The sequence below is a fragment of the Streptomyces omiyaensis genome (assembly GCF_014650895.1).
Classification (GTDB): Bacteria; Actinomycetota; Actinomycetes; order Streptomycetales; family Streptomycetaceae; genus Streptomyces; species Streptomyces omiyaensis.
Genome location: NZ_BMVV01000002.1, coordinates 103,313 through 119,941, shown reverse-complemented (window position 1 = coordinate 119,941; position 16,629 = coordinate 103,313). Strand labels below are relative to the sequence as shown.

Below are 16,629 nucleotides of genomic sequence, written 5' to 3'. Positions count from 1 at the left end.
CCGGGCGCCTACCTCAGGGACTCCCGGCGCCCCTCACGAGTTCCCCCGTACATCTTCGCGATCACGGACTCGATGTCCGGTTCCCGCACCGAGAGGTCGACGAGCGGGTACTCCGCCGCCACCGCCGCGACCAGGGGAGCCGCCGACGCGGAGGCCGGGAAGGCCAGGTACTGGCGCGGCCCGTCCGCCCGGACGAAGCGGGCGCCGGGGACGGAGTCGATCGGCGGGAGCTCGCGCGCCAGGTCCACGACGAGCATCCGTTCGCCGTCGCCCGCCTCGTGCAGGCCGGCGAGGTCGCCGTCGTACATCAGCCGCCCGTGGTCGATGACCATCACGCGCGAGCAGAGCTGTTCGATGTCGGTGAGGTCGTGGGTGGTGAGGAGGACGGTCGTGCCGCGCTCCGCGTTGAGCTCGCGGAGGAAGGCGCGGACCCGGGACTTCGAGACGACGTCGAGGCCGATCGTCGGCTCGTCCAGGTACAGCACCTCGGGGTCGTGGAGGAGGGCGGCCGCGATGTCGCCGCGCATCCGCTGCCCGAGGGAGAGCTGGCGCACCGGCACGTCGAGGAGGTCGCCGAGGTCGAGCAGGTCGACGCAGCGGGCGAGGTTCTCCCGGTAGCGGTCGTCGGGGATCCGGTACATGCGGTGGGTCAGCCGGTACGAGTCCCGCAGCGGCAGGTCCCACCAGAGGGTGGTGCGCTGGCCGAAGACCACGCCGATGCGGCGGGCGAGGCGGGTCCGTTCCCGGGCGGGGTCGATGCCGGCGACGCGCAGGCGGCCGCCGCTGGGGGTGAGGATGCCGGTGAGCATCTTGATGGTGGTGGACTTCCCGGCGCCGTTCGGGCCGATGTAGCCGACCATCTCCCCCCGGTCGACGGTGAAGGAGATGCCGTCGACGGCCCGGACCTCCCGCCGTTCCCTGCGCAGCAGGCCCGCCCTGCGGCGGACGGTGAAGGTCTTCTCCAGGCGGTCGAGTTCGATCAGCGGTACTCCCACGGCGGGACCTCAGCTTCCTGTCGATCGGTACGAACGGACGCCCGCCCGCCACGCCAGGGCGGCGGCCCCGCAGCAGACCAGGGCGACGGGCGGGGCGGCGAAGGCCGCCCAGGACGGCACCCCTGCCGGGGCGGGGCGGCCGAGGACGTACAGGGCCGGCAGCCAGTTCACGAAGGCGAGCGGGACGACGTAGACGACGCCCTTCACCAGGTCCTGCGCGAAGACCGTCGGCGGGTACTGGAGCAGCGTGTTCCCGCCGTACGTGAAGGAGTTGGTGACCTCCGCCGCGTCCTGGAGCCAGAAGAGCGCCGACGCGCCCAGCACCATCACCGCCATGAAGATCACCGCGCCGCAGGCCACCATCCCGGGCACCATCAGGACCTTGCCCCAGCTCCACGCCACCTCGCCGCGCAGCAGCACCAGGCTCCACACCAGCACCAGCAGCCCCTGGAGCACGCGGCCGAGCCGGCGGACCGCGAACTTGTCCGCCGCGACCTGCGCGAGCAGCGGCGCCGGCCGCAGCAGGAACACGTCGAGCGAGCCGTCCCGGATCCGGCGCCCCATCCGCTGGAGCGAGCCCATCGTCAGGTCGGCGATCCCGAAGGCGGTGCCGGTGGTGCCGTACAGGAAGGCGACCTCGGCGAAGGAGAAGCCGCCGAGCCCCCGGACCTGCCCGAACATCAGCAGGATGACGACGAAGTCGAAGAAGGTGACGCAGAAGGACGTGACGAGGGTGAGGGCGAAGGAGGCGCGGTAGGCCATCGTGGAGCGGATCCACATGGCGGCGACCATCCGGTACGCGCGCAGCCCGCCGCCCGCCCGGTACCCGCCGGGGCCGTCGTCCGCCCGGTACCCGCCGGCCTCGTCGCCCGCCCGGCACCCGCCGGCGCCGTCCCCCGCCGGGTACGGACCCGGGGCGTCGTCCGCCCGGCACGCGTCCGGGTCGCCGTCCGTCCGGTACGCGGTCGGCTCAGCCACCCTGCACCACCACCTTCCGCGTCGCCGCGGCCTGGGCGGCGCGCCCCGCCGCCAGCAGCAGCGCGAGCCAGCCGAGCTGGAAGCCGTACGCGCGGGCGAGACCCCCGCCGCCGTCGTACCGGCCGAGGTAGACGTCGGCCGGGACCTGGAGCAGGGCGGCCCACGGGAGCGCCCGGGCGATCTCGCCGAGGGCGCCGGGGAAGACGTTCAGCGGGAGCAGCATCCCGGAGAAGAAGAGGCCGGTCAGCCAGGCGACCTGGACGACGCCCTGGCCGTCGAGGAGCCAGAAGGCGCTCATCGCGACGAGGTACCAGAGCGCGAAGGAGACGAAGGAGCCGAGGACGACCGCGAGCAGGAAGGCGGTCCAGGCCGCGGGATCGTCCGGAAGGGTGAATCCGAAGGCGAGCGCGCCGATCAGGAGGGGGACGGCGCCGCGGCCGAGCAACTGGTAGGCGGAGCGGCCCGCGTTGGCCGCGCACCACCAGGCCTGGAGGTCTGCGGGGCGGTAGAGGTCGACGGCGATGTCGCCGGTCCTGATGCGTTCCATCAGTTCGTCCTCGAAACCGCCGCCCATGAGGCCGCAGACGGTGATGAGGGCCTGCCCGATCCAGACGTAGGCGAGGGCGTCGGCCATGGAGTAGCCGCCGAGCTGGGGGCGTTCGGCCCACAGGGCGATGTAGGTGTACGAGAAGACGAAGCCGAAGACCGTGTTGGTGAAGAGGCCTGCCAGCGTGGCCACCCGGTAGGTGGCGTGCCGCCGGAAGCCCCCCGCGGCCACGGTCGCGTACAGCCGCAGCATGAAGCTTCCCTTCGGGGGATGCGGAAAGGGGAGGGTGGGGGGTGGGGAAAGCAAGGGGGTTGGGGGGAGCAGAGGGTGGGGGGAAGGGAGGACGGCGAGGGCGCGCGGACGCGGGGACGCGCGGAACGGCGCGCGGCACCGTGCGGAGAGGTGGGAAAACGGGCGAAGCGCACGACCCTAGTGGCCCGGACACACCACCGCGAGCGGATTTCCCGGCCGATTTCCCGGCGGCCACCCGCCGCCTTCGGGAGTTTTGCCCGCTTTGTGTGCACTATGTGATGCCATGTCCCCTTCCTTGCGCTCCTCCTCCCCCGCCGCGCCGTCCCCGGACCCGGGCGCGGACCCGGGCTGGGAACCGAGGGACCCCACCCTCCCCGCACCCCGCGCCGGCACCCGGCGCCGGGCCCCGCTCCCCCGCCGCCTGCTGCGCGCCGCCCTCGCGCTGTTCCTGCTCGGCGGGGTGGTGCTCGCCGGGGCCTTCGCCGCCGGCTACCTCCTGGTGGACATCCCCGCCGCCAACGCCGCCGCCGTCGCCCAGTCCAACCTGTACCTCTACCGCGACGGCACCGTCCTCGCCCGCGACGGCGAGGTCAACCGCGAGAACGTCCGCCTCGAACGGGTCCCGCTCGCCGTCCGGCGGGCCGTGCTCGCCGCCGAGGACCGCGACTTCCACACCTCGCGCGCCGTCGACCCCAAGGCCATGGTCCGCGCCGCCTGGAACACCGTCACCGGGAAGGGCCGCCAGTCCGGCTCGACCATCACCCAGCAGTACGTCAAGAACTACTACCTGGGGCAGGAGCAGACCCTCACCCGCAAGGCCAAGGAGTTCTTCATCGCGATCAAGCTGGAGCGCGAGAAGACGAAGGACGAGATCCTCCAGGGCTACCTCAACACCAGCTACTTCGGCCGCAACGCCTACGGCGTCCAGGCCGCCGCCCACGCCTACTACGGCAAGGACGTCGAGCGCCTCGGCCCCGCCGAGGGCGCCTACCTCGCCGCCCTCCTCAAGGCCCCCAGCGCCTACGACGTCACCACCCGCCCCGAGAACCGCCCCGCCGTCCTCGCCCGCTGGGGATACGTCCTCGACGGCATGGTCGGCGAGGGCTGGCTCACCCCCCGCGAGCGCGCCGCCCTCCGCTTCCCCGACCCGCAGGCCGCCCGCGCCGCCACCGGCCTCTCCGGCCAGCGCGGCTACCTCGTGCAGGCCGTCGAGGAGCACCTCGCCTCCCGCGGGATCCTCGACGAGAAGACCCTCGCCGGGGGCGGCTTCCGGATCGTCACCACCATCGACCCCGCCCGGCAGGCCGCGCTCGTCCGGGCCGTCGAGGACCGCGTCACCCACCGCCTCGACCCGGCCGCGAACCCCGCCGACCGGTACGTACGGGCCGGCGCCGTCGCCGTCGAACCCGCCACCGGCCGCGTCGTCGCCCTCTACGGCGGCATCGACTACACCGAGCAGTACGTCAACAACGCCACCCGCCGCGACTACCAGGTCGGCTCCACCTTCAAGCCCTTCGTCCTCACCGCCGCCGTGCAGAGCGGCGCACGCACCCAGTACGGCGAGCCGATCACCCCGTACACGCTGTACGACGGCACCGACCGGCGCCCCGTCGAGGGCTGGCCCGGCGCCCCGTACGACCCCGCCAACGAGGACGGCGAGAGCTACGGCGAGATCCCCGTCGGCACCGCCACCGACCTCTCCGTGAACGCCGTCTACGCCCAGATGGCCGTCGACGTCGGCCCCGCGCACGTGCGCCGCACCGCCGTCGCGCTCGGCCTGCCGGCCGCCACGCCCGACCTCACCGCCTCCCCCTCGATCGCGCTCGGCCCGGCCACCGCCAGCGTCCTCGACATGGCCCAGGCGTACGCCACGCTCGCCGCCCACGGCCGGCGCGGCGAGCACACCCTGGTCGCCGCCGTCACCCGCGACGGGGAACCGCTGCCGCTGCCCTCGGGCGAGCCGCGGCAGGTGGTGGGGCGGGAGGCCGCCGACACCACCACCGCCGTGCTGCGGAGCGTCGTCGCGTCCGGCACGGGCACGGCGGCGCTCGGCGCCGGACGCCCGGCGGCCGGCAAGACCGGCACGGCCGAGGACGACAAGGCGGCCTGGTTCGCCGGCTACACCCCCGAACTCGCCACCGTCGTCGCCCTGATGGGCCAGGACCCGGAGAGCGGCGCGCACGAGCCCCTGTACGGGGCGCTCGGCCTCCCCCGGGTCAACGGCGGCGGCCCGCCCGCCGAGATCTGGGCCCGCTTCACCCGCGAGGCCCTCGGGAACGCCCCCGTGCGCGACTTCGACCTCCACCTGATGCCGGGCGCCGAGCTCCCCGAGGTGCCGCCGGTCCCGGACGACACGGACGGGGAGAGGGAAAGCGAGCAGGACTGGTACGGGACGGGCGAGGCGGGCCCGGAGGCGAAGCCCGCCCGCCCGGGGAAGCGCGCGCCGCGCCGGGACTGACGCCGGCGGGGCCGCCGGGGCCGTCGGGGCCTTCCGGGTACCGGCGGGACCGCCCGGAGGCACCCGGAGGTCGCCGTCAGCGCCCGGAGGTCGCCTTCAGTGCCCGGAGGTCGCCTTCAGGCCCACCACGGCCACCAGCAGCAGACAGACGAAGAAGATCCGGGCGGCGGTCGCCGGCTCGCCCAGCACCACCATGCCGAGCACCGCCGCACCGGCCGCGCCGATGCCGACCCAGACGCCGTAGGCGGTACCGATGGGGAGGGTCTTGGCGGCCTGCGACAGCAGCAGCATCGAGGCGACGATCCCGGCGCCGGTGAAGACGCTGGGCCACAGGCGGGTGAAGCCCTCGGTGTACTTCATCCCGATGGACCAGCCGACTTCCAGCAGACCCGCGACGATCAGAAGAACCCAGGCCATGACGACGACACCTCCGCGAGACGGGACAACAAGGGGTGCGTCGTCTTTTCACTACCCGGTACGGCGCGTCTCGTCGGGGTCTCCCCAGCCTAGCAAAGAACAGGCAAAAACCCTGGTGACACCGGTCACCAGGGCCTTGGGGCGGGTGCGCCGCTACAGGTAGAGGCCGGTCGAGTCCGCGCTCTGGAAGCGGTCCGCGGCCACGGCGTGCAGATCCCGCTCCCGCATCAGCACGTAGGCGACGCCGCGCACCTCCACCTCGGCCCGGTCCTCGGGGTCGTACAGCACCCGGTCGCCGATCTCGACGGTCCGGACGTTCTGCCCGACCGCGACCACCTCGGCCCAGGCCAGACGCCGGCCGACCGCGGCCGTCGCCGGGATCAGGATCCCGCCGCCGGAGCGCCGCTCCCCCTCCGGGGTGTCGGTGCGGACCAGGACCCGGTCGTGGAGCATCCGGATGGGCAGCTTGTCGTGGGTGTTCTCGCTCACGGGACGAACCTACCCGGCCGGGCTCAGTCCCTGTGCCGCCGGGAGGACAACAGCAGCCCGGCGACCGCGACGACCACCAGGGCCGCCGGGACCACGCGCTCCAGGCGCGGGGCGCCGTCCTCGTGGGTGAAACGTGCCTTCACGTCGGAGACGACCCGGTTGACGGCGACGAACGCCCGCCCGGCGGTCTCGTCGACGGTCGAGGCGACCCGTGCCTTCGCGTCGCCGACGATCGTCTTCGGATGCATCCGAATGCCGATCTCGTCGAGCGTGACGGCGAGCTGGTCGCGCCGGCGGACGATGTCCGCCTCGATCTGCGCAGGGGTCCTGGCGTCCGACACCGCGCTGCCTCCGTAGTCGTGATCCGGTCGTTGATGGACAGTCTGTCAGTTCCGTGGCCGGGAGGCTGTCCCCGACCCCCATTAGGCTCTCATCGCGTACGCGAACATTCCCGAGGAGAGCAAGCCATGAGCGAGCGACTGCAGCCCGGCGACACCGCCCCCGCCTTCACCCTGCCCGACGCGGACGGCAACGAGGTCTCCCTCGCGGACCACAAGGGCCGCAAGGTCATCGTCTACTTCTACCCCGCCGCCCTCACCCCGGGCTGCACCAAGCAGGCGTGCGACTTCACCGACAACCTCGACGTCCTGGCCGCCGCCGGCTACGACGTCATCGGCGTCTCCCCCGACAAGCCGGAGAAGCTCGCGAAGTTCCGCGAGAAGGAGAACCTGAAGGTCACCCTGGTCGGCGACCCCTCCAAGGAGACCCTGGAGGCGTACGGCGCCTTCGGCGAGAAGAAGCTCTACGGCAAGGTCGTCACGGGCGTCATCCGCTCCACGGTCGTCGTCGACGGGGAGGGCAAGGTCGAGCACGCCTTCTACAACGTCAAGGCCACGGGCCACGTCGCCAAGATCATCCGCGACCTGGGCATCTGACCGCCCCGACGCCGCCCGACGGGCCCGCCCCCTCACGACGAGGGCGCGGGCCCGTCCGCGCTCCGCCCCCGATCGGCGCAACCGTCCGATGGTCGGCTCGTTGATCCGTACGAGATCCGCACAGGGGAGGGATCCGGCCCGATGACGACGAGCCCGTACACGAAGGACCGGCTCAGCGCCGTGGTGGCGGAGTCGGCGGGATGGGCCGACCTGATGCGCCGGCTGGGATTCGAGGAGAGCGGGGGACGGCGTCGTACGCTGCAGTCGAAGGGCACGGCATACGGGATCGACACCAGCCACTTCAAGCAGCGCAGCCCTTGGCGCAAGTACACGGACAGCGCCATCGCCGACGCGGTCGCCTCGTCGACGACCCTGCGCGAGGTCGCACGGAAGCTCGGGGCCCCGCCGGCGACCGGAACGCTCTCGCACATCCGGCGGCGCATCGCCGCGGCGGGGATCGACGTGAGCCACCTTCCCGGCCTGAACCGTTCGACCACGGACCTGCCGTTCACCGACGACGAGCCGCGGGCCGCCGCGGCGTCCACGCGCAGCGTGAGAGAGATGGCCCGCCTGCTGGGCGTGGGCGAGGACGGCAGGTCCCGCGCCGCCCTCAGGCACATGCTCCAGGAGCGGGCGATCGACCTCGCCCACTTCACCCACCGGCAGATCACCATCCCGGAGCAGCAGCTGCGAGCGGCAGCGGCCGAGGCCACCGGTTTCGCCGGCGTGATGCGTGCGCTCGGCCTTCCCGTGAACGACCAGAACCACCGCCGGGTACGGCGGCGGGTGGCGGAGCTGGGCATCGACACGGCGCACTTCAAGCGTCGGACGTGGGGCACGGTGCGCGCCGCACCCCCCCAGGCCATCGCCGCCGCGGTCTTTCGGGTACGCCCGGAGGGGTCGTCGCGCGAGAACCGCGACCGGCTCCAGCGCGCGCTCGCCGAGGTCGGCGTTCCCTACCGCTGCGTCGGGTGCGGGAACGAGGGCACGTGGCGGGGCGGAACCCTCACGCTGCAGATCGATCACATCAACGGGAACTGGCTCGACAACCGCCGGGAGAACCTGCGCTACCTCTGCCCCAACTGCCACTCGATGACCGAAACATGGTGCCGAAGAGGCAAGCGCCCCGGCCAGTCGGAGGACGACCGCCCCGGGCCGCCGTCCGCCCGCTACCATGACAGCTGACCAGCGGCCTTGGCGGAACTGGCATACGCTTCGCGTTTAGGGCGCGACGGGAGCAATCCCATGAGGGTTCGAATCCCTCAGGCCGCACAGAGCTTCACACCGAAGGCCCCGCTCGGGGTTTCCTCCGAGCGGGGCCTTCCCTCTGCCTCCGTCAGCCCAGCAGCTCCCGTACCACCGGGGCCAGGGCCCTGAAGGCCTTGCCCCGGTGGCTGATGGCGTTCTTCTCCGCCGGGGTGAGTTCCGCGCAGGTCACGTCGTGGCCGGCCGGCTGGAGGACGGGGTCGTAGCCGAAGCCGTTGGTGCCCGTCGGCTCGTGGCGGAGGGTGCCCTCCATGCGGCCCTCGACGACGCGCTCGGTGCCGTCGGGGAGGGCCAGGGCGGCCGCGCAGGCGAAGTGGGCGGCGCGGTGCTCGTCGGCGATGTCGCCGAGCTGGGCGAGGAGCAGCTCCAGGTTGGCCTTGTCGTCGCCGTGGGTGCCGGCCCAGCGGGCGGAGAAGATGCCGGGGGCGCCGTTGAGGACGTCGACGCAGAGGCCGGAGTCGTCGGCGACCGCCGGGAGGCCCGTCGCCTGCGCCAGGGCGTGGGCCTTGAGGAGGGCGTTCTCCGCGAAGGTCACCCCCGTCTCCTTGACGTCGGGGATCTCGGGGTACGCGTCCGCGCCGACGAGTTCGAGGTCGAGGCCGGCGTCGGCGAGGATCGCGTGGAGTTCGGTGATCTTGCCCGCGTTGCGGGTGGCGAGGATCAGGCGCTGTCGGGTCATGCCCCCGATTATCCCGGGGTGCAGACCTTCCCGATCTCGGTGGCCGCGTCGGTGACGGGCGCGATGTCGGGGGTGGTGTCGCCGTTCTTGACGGCGTCGCGGACCGTCTCGACGCCCTTGGTGAGGTCGTCGACCGCCTTGGAGAGATCGGCGTTGTCCGTGGTGTTCTTGAGGTTGCCGAGCTCCGTGGAGATGGAGTTCAGGGATTCCTCGATCTGCGTGACGTCGTTGGAGGCGTTGGAGACGGCCTGCTGGAGGTTGCCCACCGAGGTGGCTATGGCGTCGGCGGTCTTCACGCAGTCCATCGCCTTGTCGAGGGCCCCGCAGCCGGTCAGGGCGAGCGTGGTCAGTGCGGCCGCCGTGGTGACGGCGAGACTGGCGGTACGGCGGCGCTTCACTTTCGGGTCCTCCCCGGATTGCGTACGGATCGACGGGGCGCACGGTACGGCCGTGCGCCCCTTTCCGTAAAGGACGCGTTCCCGGGGAGGCCAGTTGCTCGGGGTTCACCCCGAGCCGTCCCCTGGGGGACGGCCGGAGCGGGGTGTTCAGAGCGTGGCGTCCAGCGCCTTGCGCTGGAGGTCGGCCAGGTCGGCGCAGCCGCCGGCGGCCAGGTCGAGGAGGGCGTCGAGCTCGGCGCGGTCGAAGGGCTCGGCCTCGGCGGTGCCCTGGACCTCGACGAAGCGTCCGTCGCCGGTGCAGACGACGTTCATGTCGGTGTCGGCGCGGACGTCCTCCTCGTAGCAGAGGTCGAGGAGGGGGACGCCGCCGACGATGCCGACGGAGACGGCGGAGACGGTGCCGGTGAGCGGCTGGCGGCCGGCCTTGACCAGCTTCTTGCCCTGTGCCCAGGAGACCGCGTCGGCGAGGGCGACGTAGGCGCCGGTGATGGCCGCGGTGCGGGTGCCGCCGTCGGCCTGGAGGACGTCGCAGTCGAGGACGATGGTGTTCTCGCCGAGCGCCTTGTAGTCGATGACGGCGCGGAGCGAGCGGCCGATGAGGCGGGAGATCTCGTGGGTGCGGCCGCCGATCTTGCCGCGGACGGACTCGCGGTCGCCGCGGGTGTTGGTGGAGCGGGGCAGCATGGAGTACTCGCCCGTGACCCAGCCCTCGCCGCTGCCCTTGCGCCAGCGGGGGACGCCCTCGGTGACGGAGGCGGTGCAGAAGACCTTGGTGTCGCCGAAGGAGATGAGGACGGAGCCCTCGGCGTGCTTGCTCCAGCCGCGTTCGATGGTGACGGGGCGGAGCTGTTCGGGGGTACGGCCGTCGATGCGAGACATGGGACGAGCCTAGCCGTTCCCGCGCCGCGGCCCGGTCCGTCGCGGGTGGGTCCCGCGGTCCGCCGGCGCGTCCGTCACCCGGGTCCGCCGCGCGTCCGTCGCACGGTTCCTCGCGGGTCCGTCGCGGGTACGCACGAGGGCCCGTTCCCCTGCCGGAACGGGCCCTCGTCAGCTGGTGTCAGCTGCTCACATCATGTCTTCGATCTCGGCGGCGATCGGGTCCGCGTCGGTGCCGATGACGACCTGGATGGCCGTGCCCATCTTCACGACGCCGTGGGCGCCGGCGGCCTTGAGCGCGGCGTCGTCGACGAGGCTGGCGTCGGCGACCTCGGTGCGCAGGCGGGTGATGCAGCCCTCGACCTCTTCGATGTTGTCGATGCCGCCGAGCCCGGCGACGATCTTCTCAGCCTTGGTGGCCATGTGTTTCTCCCTGTCCGTTCCGTTCGCGGGACACGCGAATCTCGGCGCACCGGCGGTCCGCTTTGCCACGGTAACCCACGGTTGGCCCAACTTCGCGAGCGAGTGCCGCCGTTCTGCCGAATGATGACGATCACCGGCGGCCTGTCCTCAGCGGGCTCCCGGAGCCTACCGCAAGTGGTCTACACCAGTGTGCAACGAGACGCCGCCCCGGGTCGTTCCGGGGCAGGGAGGTCGCCGATGAGTACGGACAGCGCCGCGGCGCGGCCGAAGGGCTCCCTGTGGGGCAATCTCTTCCAGGGCCTGCAGAAGATGGGGCGCAGCCTTCAGCTGCCCATCGCCGTGCTGCCGGCCGCGGGCATCATCAACCGGCTCGGCCAGCCGGACGTCTTCGGGGCCGACGGCCTGGGCTGGGACAACGTCGCCAAGGTGATGGCCGGCGCGGGAGGCGCGCTGCTCGACGGCAGCCTCGGCCTGCCCCTGCTGTTCTGCATCGGCGTCGCGATCGGCATGGCGAAGAAGTCGGACGGTTCGACCGCGCTGGCGGCGGTCGTCGGCTTCCTCGTCTACTACACGGTGCTGCGCCAGTTCCCGAAGGACTGCCCCGAGGGCACGAAGGACATCGGGGGCGGCTGCCTCGGGCTCGACGACTCCTTCGCGGGCTACACGTACCAGAACCCGGGCGTCTTCGGCGGCATCGTCATGGGTCTGCTCACCGCGTACCTGTGGCAGCGGTACCACCGGACGAAGCTGGTGGACTGGCTGGGCTTCTTCAACGGCCGCCGTCTCGTCCCGATCATCATGACGTTCGTAGGGATCGCGTTCGCCGCGCTCTGCCTGTGGATCTGGCCGCCGATCGGTGACGCCCTGGAGAGCTTCAGCGACTGGCTGGTCGGGCTCGGCGCGTGGGGTTCGGGCATCTTCGGCCTGGCGAACCGGGCGCTGCTCGTCATCGGCCTGCACCAGTTCCTGAACGTGCCCATCTGGTTCCAGTTCGGCACGTACGAGAAGCCGGACGGCACGACGGTCCACGGCGACATCCCCATGTTCCTGGCGGGCGACCCGAACGCCGGCCAGTTCCTGACGGGCTTCTTCCCGATCATGATGTTCGCGCTGCCGGCGGCGGCGCTCGCGATCACCCACTGCGCGAAGCCGCACCGCCGCAAGGAGGTCGGCGGCCTGATGCTGTCGGTCGCGCTGACCTCGTTCGTCACGGGCATCACGGAGCCGCTGGAGTACTCGTTCCTCTTCATCGCGCCGGTGCTGTACGCGGTCCACGCGGTGCTGACGGGTGTGTCGATGGCGGTGACGTGGGCGTTCGGGGTGAAGGACGGCTTCAGCTTCTCGGCCGGCCTGATCGACTACGTGATCAACTGGAACCTCGCGACGAAGCCGTGGCTGATCATCCCGATCGGCCTCGCCTTCGCGGTGGTGTACTACGCGATCTTCCGGTTCGCGATCACCAAGTTCGACCTCCAGACCCCCGGGCGCGAGCCGGACGAGGTGGGCGAGGAGATGGAGCGCGACAACGTCAAGTGAGGCGGTCCGCCGGCGCCGTCCGGCGGCGTGACCGACCCGGTGGACCCTGACCGTTCCGGGGCTTTCGCCCCCTTCGCAGGATCCGCCCGAGGCCCCTGGACCCCCTGGTCCAGGGGCCTTTTGTCACGCCTTCATCACTATGCCCCCGCACCAAAAATTCGAAGGTTCCTTATCTAAGTCTCACGTGCTACAACTGGTCTACACCACTCATTGGTGTAGACCACGCGGTCCAGACCACCGCGTTCCACGAGACGCCGCCGTCACCCCCTTCCACTGTCCTCGGCGGCGCCTTGCCTACTGGAGGAAGTTGATGAGTACGGCCACCGCCCAGGCCGCCGCTCCCGCGAAGAAGCGCGGATCCGGCCTGTTCCAGGGCCTGCAGAAGGTCGGTCGCAGCCTGCAGCTGCCGATCGCCGTACTGCCGGCCGCGGGTATTCTGCTCCGTCTCGGCCAGCCCGACGTCTTCGGCAAGGACGGGCTCGGCTGGGACAAGGTCGCCTCGGTCTTCGCCACCGCCGGTGGCGCGGTCTTCGACAACCTGCCCCTGCTCTTCTGCATCGGCGTCGCCATCGGCTTCGCCAAGAAGGCGGACGGCTCCACCGCCCTGGCCGCCCTGGTCGGCTTCCTGGTCTACAGCAACGTGCTGAAGGCCTTCCCGGTCGCCGAGGCCGTCATCCAGCCCGGCGCCGACATCGCCGCGAAGTACAACAACCCGGGTGTCCTCGGCGGCATCCTCATGGGTCTGATCTCCGCGGTCATCTGGCAGAAGTACCACCGCACCAAGCTGGTCGACTGGCTCGGCTTCTTCAACGGCCGCCGCCTCGTCCCGATCATCATGGCCTTCGTCGGCACCCTCGTCGGCGTCGTCTTCGGCCTGGTCTGGGAGCCCATCGGCAACGGCATCTCCAGCTTCGGCGAGTGGATGACGGGCCTCGGCGCCGCCGGTGCCGGCCTCTTCGGCCTCATCAACCGCGCGCTGATCCCGGTCGGCATGCACCAGTTCGTGAACACCGTCTCCTGGTTCCAGATCGGTGACTTCACCAACGCCGCCGGCGAGGTCGTCCACGGTGACCTCAACCGCTTCTTCGCCGGTGACCCGAGCGCCGGAATCTTCATGTCGGGCTTCTTCCCGATCATGATGTTCGGCCTCCCGGCCGCCGCCATCGCCATCGCGCACGCCGCCCGCCCGGAGCGCCGCAAGGCCGTCCTCGGCATGATGGTCTCGCTCGCGCTGACCTCCTTCGTCACCGGCATCACCGAGCCGATCGAGTTCACCTTCATGTTCATCGCGCCGGTGCTCTACGCGATCCACGCGGTGCTGACCGCCATCTCGATGGCCGTCACCTGGGCGTTCGGCGTCCACGCCGGCTTCACCTTCTCCGCCGGCGGCATCGACTACCTGCTGAACTGGAACCTCGCGACCAAGCCGTGGCTGATCATCCCGATCGGTCTCGTCTTCGCGGCGATCTACTACGTGGTCTTCCGCTTCGCGATCACCAAGTTCAACCTCCCCACCCCGGGCCGCGAGCCCGAGGAGGAGGTCGAGGACCTCACCAAGGCGTGAGTCCCGCCCCCCGCGCGGAAAGCCCCGTGCGCGGAAAGGCCCCGGAACCTCGAAGGTTCCGGGGCCTTTCCCGTGTCCGCGCCGGCGCTCAGACCTCGTAGACCGCGCCCGCCCTCGCCAGCTCCGACGGGCCCCCGTACACCGCGCGCGCGTCGGCGAGGTTCCGCTCGCCGTCCGTCCACGGGGGGATGTGGGTGAGGACCAGGCGGCCCGCCCGGGCGCGCTCCGCCGCCGCCCCGGCCTCGCGCCCGTTGAGGTGGAGCTCCGGGATGTCCTCCTTGCCGTGGGTGAAGGAGGCCTCGCAGAGGAAGAGGTCGACCCCGTCGGCCAGCGCGTCGAGCTCCGCGCAGACGCCGGTGTCGCCGGAGTACGCGAGGGAGCGGCCGCCGTGCTCGACGCGGATGCCGTACGCCTCCACCGGGTGGCACACCTTCTCGGTGCGGACCGTGAAGGGGCCGAGCTCGAAGGTGCCCGAGCCCAGGGTGCGGAAGTCGAAGACCTCGCTCATCGAGCTGGGCGAGGGGGTGTCCGCGTACGCCGTGGTCAGGCGCTGCTCGGCGCCCTCGGGCGCGTACACGGGGAGGGCGTCGCAGCGGCCGCCCTCGTGCCGGTAGTAGCGGGCGACGAAGTAGCCGCACATGTCGATGCAGTGGTCCGCGTGGAGATGGCTGAGGAAGATCGCGTCCAGGTCGTACAGGCCGATGTGGCGCTGCAGCTCGCCCAGGGCGCCGTTGCCCATGTCGAGGAGCAGCCGGAAGCCGTCGGCCTCGACGAGGTAGCTCGAACAGGCCGATTCCGCGGACGGGAACGACCCCGAGCAGCCGACGACGGTGAGCTTCATAGGAGCGTGAACCTCCGTGGACGGGTGCGGTCAGGCACGCAAAGGGGAGGGGGAGGCCGTGCGGTCAGACGAGCGTAAGGCGCACGGGGGCCGGTCGCTCCTTCGTGGCGGCCCGTTGTGGGGCAACTCACGGGCTCTGTCACCGGTTCGGATGGACGGCGGGGCGCGGCGGCGCGGTGCGGCCCGCGCCGGTAACGTCATGGGGTATGGACACGTCGTGGTGGCCCGCGCTGGTCGCGGTCGTGGTGATCGCGCTGGTGGTGGCGGTCGCCGGCGGGCGGCGGCGCGCGGCGCGCCGTCCGGCTCCGGGGCGCGCCCGGCCGCCGGTCCGCACCCGTCCGCCGGGGCGGCCCGCCGCCCGCGCGCCGGGTGCGCGGGTGCCGCGGGCCCGGGAGATCTGGTGGGCGGAGGTGCCCTTCGAGGACGGTCCCGGTGCCAAGGACCGGCCGTGCCTGGTGCTGTCGGTGCGCGGGGAGAGCGTGCTGGTCGCGAAGATCACCAGCAAGTACCACGACGAGCGGCCCGGGGTGATCGCGCTGCCGCCGGGCTCGGTGGGCGACGCGCGGGGCCGGCCGAGCTTCCTGGAGACGGACGAGCTGCGGGACGTGCCGGTCGGGGCGTTCCGCCGGCGGGTCGGCGAGGCGGACCCGGTCCTGTGGGACCAGGTCCGCCACCTCGCGCGGTAGCGGGGCGGGGGCGGGCCCGGAGGGGCCGTTCCGTCGCGTCCGCGGCGGGGGCTACGCCCAGAGCTGGCCCTGGACGGCCGCGATCGCCTCTTCCGTCGTGGCGGCCGTGTAGAGGCCGGTGGACAGGTACTTCCAGCCGCCGTCGGCGACGACGAAGGCGATGTCGGCGCTCTCGCCGGCCTTGACGGCCTTGTTGCCGACGCCGATGGCGGCGTGCAGGGCGGCGCCGGTGGAGACGCCGGCGAAGATGCCCTCCTGCTGGAGGAGTTCGCGGGTGCGGGTGACCGCGTCGGCGGAGCCCACGGAGAAGCGGGTGGTGAGGACGGAGGCGTCGTACAGCTCGGGGACGAAGCCCTCGTCGAGGTTGCGGAGGCCGTAGACGAGGTCGTCGTAGCGCGGCTCGGCGGCGACGATCCTGACGTCGGGCTTGTGCTCGCGCAGGTAGCGGCCGACGCCCATGAGGGTGCCGGTGGTGCCGAGTCCGGCCACGAAGTGGGTGATCGACGGCAGGTCGGCGAGGATCTCGGGGCCCGTGGTGGCGTAGTGGGCGCCGGCGTTGTGCGGGTTGCCGTACTGGTAGAGCATCACCCAGGTGGGGTTCTCGGCGGCGAGCTCCTTGGCGACGCGCACCGCCGTGTTGGAGCCGCCCGCCGCGGGGGACGAGATGATCTCCGCGCCCCACATGGCGAGCAGCTGCCTGCGCTCCTCGCTGGTGTTCTCGGGCATGACGCAGACGATGCGGTAGCCCTTGAGCTTGGCGGCCATGGCCAGCGAGATGCCGGTGTTGCCGCTGGTCGGCTCCAGGATGGTGCAGCCGGGGGTGAGGCGGCCGTCCTTCTCCGCCTGCTCGATCATGTGGAGCGCGGGGCGGTCCTTGACCGAGCCGGTCGGGTTGCGGTCCTCCAGCTTCGCCCAGATCCGGACGTCGTCCGAGGGCGAGAGCCGGGGGAGGCGGACGAGCGGCGTGTTGCCGACCGCCGCCAGCGAGGAGTCGTAGCGCATGTGGATCAGACCATGCCGCCGGCGACGGCCGGCAGGATCGTGACGCTGTCGCCGTCGGTGAGCTTGGTGTCGATGCCGTCGAGGAAGCGGACGTCCTCGTCGTTGAGGTAGACGTTGACGAAGCGGCGGAGCTTGCCGCCGTCCACGATGCGGGCCTCGATGCCGGTGTGACGGGTCTCCAGGTCGGCGAAGAGCTCGGAGAGGGTGCCGCCGCTGCCCTCGACGGCCTTCTCGCCGTCGGTGTAGGTGCGGAGGATGGTCGGGATGCGGACCTCGATGGCCATGGC

General features: G+C 71.9%; 19 protein-coding genes, 1 tRNA gene and 1 riboswitch. Of the genes, 7 read left to right on the top strand and 13 right to left on the bottom strand.

The features are described 5' to 3' along the window. Window positions 1-8 precede the first annotated feature (8 nt). The 3 genes from IE287_RS03405 to IE287_RS03395 form a co-directional block, all read right to left on the bottom strand. Complete coding sequence (locus IE287_RS03405; RefSeq protein ID WP_189847371.1) at window positions 9-995, bottom strand: ABC transporter ATP-binding protein; 987 nt, start codon at window positions 993-995, stop codon at window positions 9-11. A 9-nt stretch (window positions 996-1,004) separates the two neighbouring features. Continuing rightward, window positions 1,005-1,787, bottom strand: a complete 783-nt coding sequence (locus tag IE287_RS03400; protein ID WP_189847738.1) for an ABC transporter permease — start codon at window positions 1,785-1,787, stop codon at window positions 1,005-1,007. A 178-nt stretch (window positions 1,788-1,965) separates the two neighbouring features. After that, window positions 1,966-2,769, bottom strand: coding sequence for an ABC transporter permease (locus tag IE287_RS03395; protein ID WP_189847737.1), 804 nt, complete (start codon window positions 2,767-2,769; stop codon window positions 1,966-1,968). Between the two features lie 286 nt (window positions 2,770-3,055). Here IE287_RS03395 and IE287_RS03390 point away from each other — a divergent pair, with 286 nt between their 5' ends. Then, window positions 3,056-5,230 (top strand): transglycosylase domain-containing protein, encoded by a 2,175-nt coding sequence (locus IE287_RS03390; RefSeq protein WP_189847370.1) that lies wholly within the window; start codon window positions 3,056-3,058, stop codon window positions 5,228-5,230. Window positions 5,231-5,326: 96 nt separating this feature from the next. Here the strand turns inward: IE287_RS03390 and IE287_RS03385 are convergent, their stop codons facing one another. The 3 genes from IE287_RS03385 to IE287_RS03375 all read right to left on the bottom strand — a co-directional run bounded on the left by IE287_RS03385 (window position 5,327) and on the right by IE287_RS03375 (window position 6,477). Continuing rightward, window positions 5,327-5,647, bottom strand: a complete 321-nt coding sequence (locus tag IE287_RS03385; RefSeq protein WP_043228159.1) for a DMT family transporter — start codon at window positions 5,645-5,647, stop codon at window positions 5,327-5,329. 34 nt (window positions 5,648-5,681) lie between these two features. Further along, window positions 5,682-5,751: riboswitch (guanidine-III (ykkC-III) riboswitch) on the bottom strand. A gap of 49 nt (window positions 5,752-5,800) precedes the next feature. After that, complete coding sequence (locus IE287_RS03380; protein WP_189847369.1) at window positions 5,801-6,136, bottom strand: GroES family chaperonin; 336 nt, start codon at window positions 6,134-6,136, stop codon at window positions 5,801-5,803. A 23-nt stretch (window positions 6,137-6,159) separates the two neighbouring features. Next, complete coding sequence (locus tag IE287_RS03375; RefSeq protein WP_189847368.1) at window positions 6,160-6,477, bottom strand: DUF3618 domain-containing protein; 318 nt, start codon at window positions 6,475-6,477, stop codon at window positions 6,160-6,162. A gap of 126 nt (window positions 6,478-6,603) precedes the next feature. On the opposite strand from IE287_RS03375, the gene bcp reads away from it, so the two are divergent. From bcp to IE287_RS03360, 3 genes are all read left to right on the top strand, one after another. After that, complete coding sequence (gene bcp / locus IE287_RS03370) at window positions 6,604-7,071, top strand: thioredoxin-dependent thiol peroxidase (protein WP_189847367.1); 468 nt, start codon at window positions 6,604-6,606, stop codon at window positions 7,069-7,071. 141 nt (window positions 7,072-7,212) lie between these two features. Then, a complete protein-coding gene (locus tag IE287_RS03365) occupies window positions 7,213-8,256 on the top strand; it encodes an HNH endonuclease signature motif containing protein (RefSeq protein WP_189847366.1) in 1,044 nt (347 codons plus the stop codon). 3 nt (window positions 8,257-8,259) lie between these two features. After that, a tRNA-Leu gene (locus IE287_RS03360) sits at window positions 8,260-8,343 on the top strand. Between the two features lie 64 nt (window positions 8,344-8,407). On the opposite strand, the gene rdgB is transcribed toward IE287_RS03360, so the two are convergent. The 4 genes from rdgB to IE287_RS03340 form a co-directional block, all read right to left on the bottom strand. Continuing rightward, complete coding sequence (gene rdgB, locus IE287_RS03355; RefSeq protein WP_189847365.1) at window positions 8,408-9,016, bottom strand: RdgB/HAM1 family non-canonical purine NTP pyrophosphatase; 609 nt, start codon at window positions 9,014-9,016, stop codon at window positions 8,408-8,410. Window positions 9,017-9,024: 8 nt separating this feature from the next. Further along, a complete protein-coding gene (locus IE287_RS03350; protein WP_189847364.1) occupies window positions 9,025-9,414 on the bottom strand; it encodes a hypothetical protein in 390 nt (129 codons plus the stop codon). 147 nt (window positions 9,415-9,561) lie between these two features. Continuing rightward, window positions 9,562-10,293: a ribonuclease PH gene (gene rph, locus IE287_RS03345; protein ID WP_189847363.1), complete on the bottom strand. Its 732-nt coding sequence runs from the start codon at window positions 10,291-10,293 to the stop codon at window positions 9,562-9,564. A 186-nt stretch (window positions 10,294-10,479) separates the two neighbouring features. Beyond that, complete coding sequence (locus tag IE287_RS03340) at window positions 10,480-10,713, bottom strand: PTS sugar transporter subunit IIB (protein ID WP_043228148.1); 234 nt, start codon at window positions 10,711-10,713, stop codon at window positions 10,480-10,482. Window positions 10,714-10,950: 237 nt separating this feature from the next. Here IE287_RS03340 and IE287_RS03335 point away from each other — a divergent pair, with 237 nt between their 5' ends. After that, on the top strand, window positions 10,951-12,249 hold the full coding sequence (locus tag IE287_RS03335) for a PTS transporter subunit EIIC (protein ID WP_189847362.1): 1,299 nt from the start codon (window positions 10,951-10,953) through the stop codon (window positions 12,247-12,249). A gap of 310 nt (window positions 12,250-12,559) precedes the next feature. Next, a complete protein-coding gene (locus tag IE287_RS03330) occupies window positions 12,560-13,813 on the top strand; it encodes a PTS transporter subunit EIIC (protein WP_189847361.1) in 1,254 nt (417 codons plus the stop codon). Window positions 13,814-13,901: 88 nt separating this feature from the next. Here IE287_RS03330 and IE287_RS03325 read toward each other — a convergent pair whose 3' ends face one another. After that, window positions 13,902-14,654, bottom strand: a complete 753-nt coding sequence (locus tag IE287_RS03325; RefSeq protein WP_189847360.1) for an MBL fold metallo-hydrolase — start codon at window positions 14,652-14,654, stop codon at window positions 13,902-13,904. A gap of 206 nt (window positions 14,655-14,860) precedes the next feature. On the opposite strand from IE287_RS03325, the gene IE287_RS03320 reads away from it, so the two are divergent. After that, on the top strand, window positions 14,861-15,340 hold the full coding sequence (locus IE287_RS03320; protein ID WP_189847359.1) for a type II toxin-antitoxin system PemK/MazF family toxin: 480 nt from the start codon (window positions 14,861-14,863) through the stop codon (window positions 15,338-15,340). 51 nt (window positions 15,341-15,391) lie between these two features. Here the strand turns inward: IE287_RS03320 and IE287_RS03315 are convergent, their stop codons facing one another. Together IE287_RS03315 and IE287_RS03310 are read right to left on the bottom strand one after the other, a co-directional pair. Beyond that, window positions 15,392-16,342: a PLP-dependent cysteine synthase family protein gene (locus IE287_RS03315; RefSeq protein WP_189847358.1), complete on the bottom strand. Its 951-nt coding sequence runs from the start codon at window positions 16,340-16,342 to the stop codon at window positions 15,392-15,394. A 5-nt stretch (window positions 16,343-16,347) separates the two neighbouring features. After that, window positions 16,348-16,626: a MoaD/ThiS family protein gene (locus IE287_RS03310; protein WP_189847357.1), complete on the bottom strand. Its 279-nt coding sequence runs from the start codon at window positions 16,624-16,626 to the stop codon at window positions 16,348-16,350. Window positions 16,627-16,629: the final 3 nt, after the last annotated feature.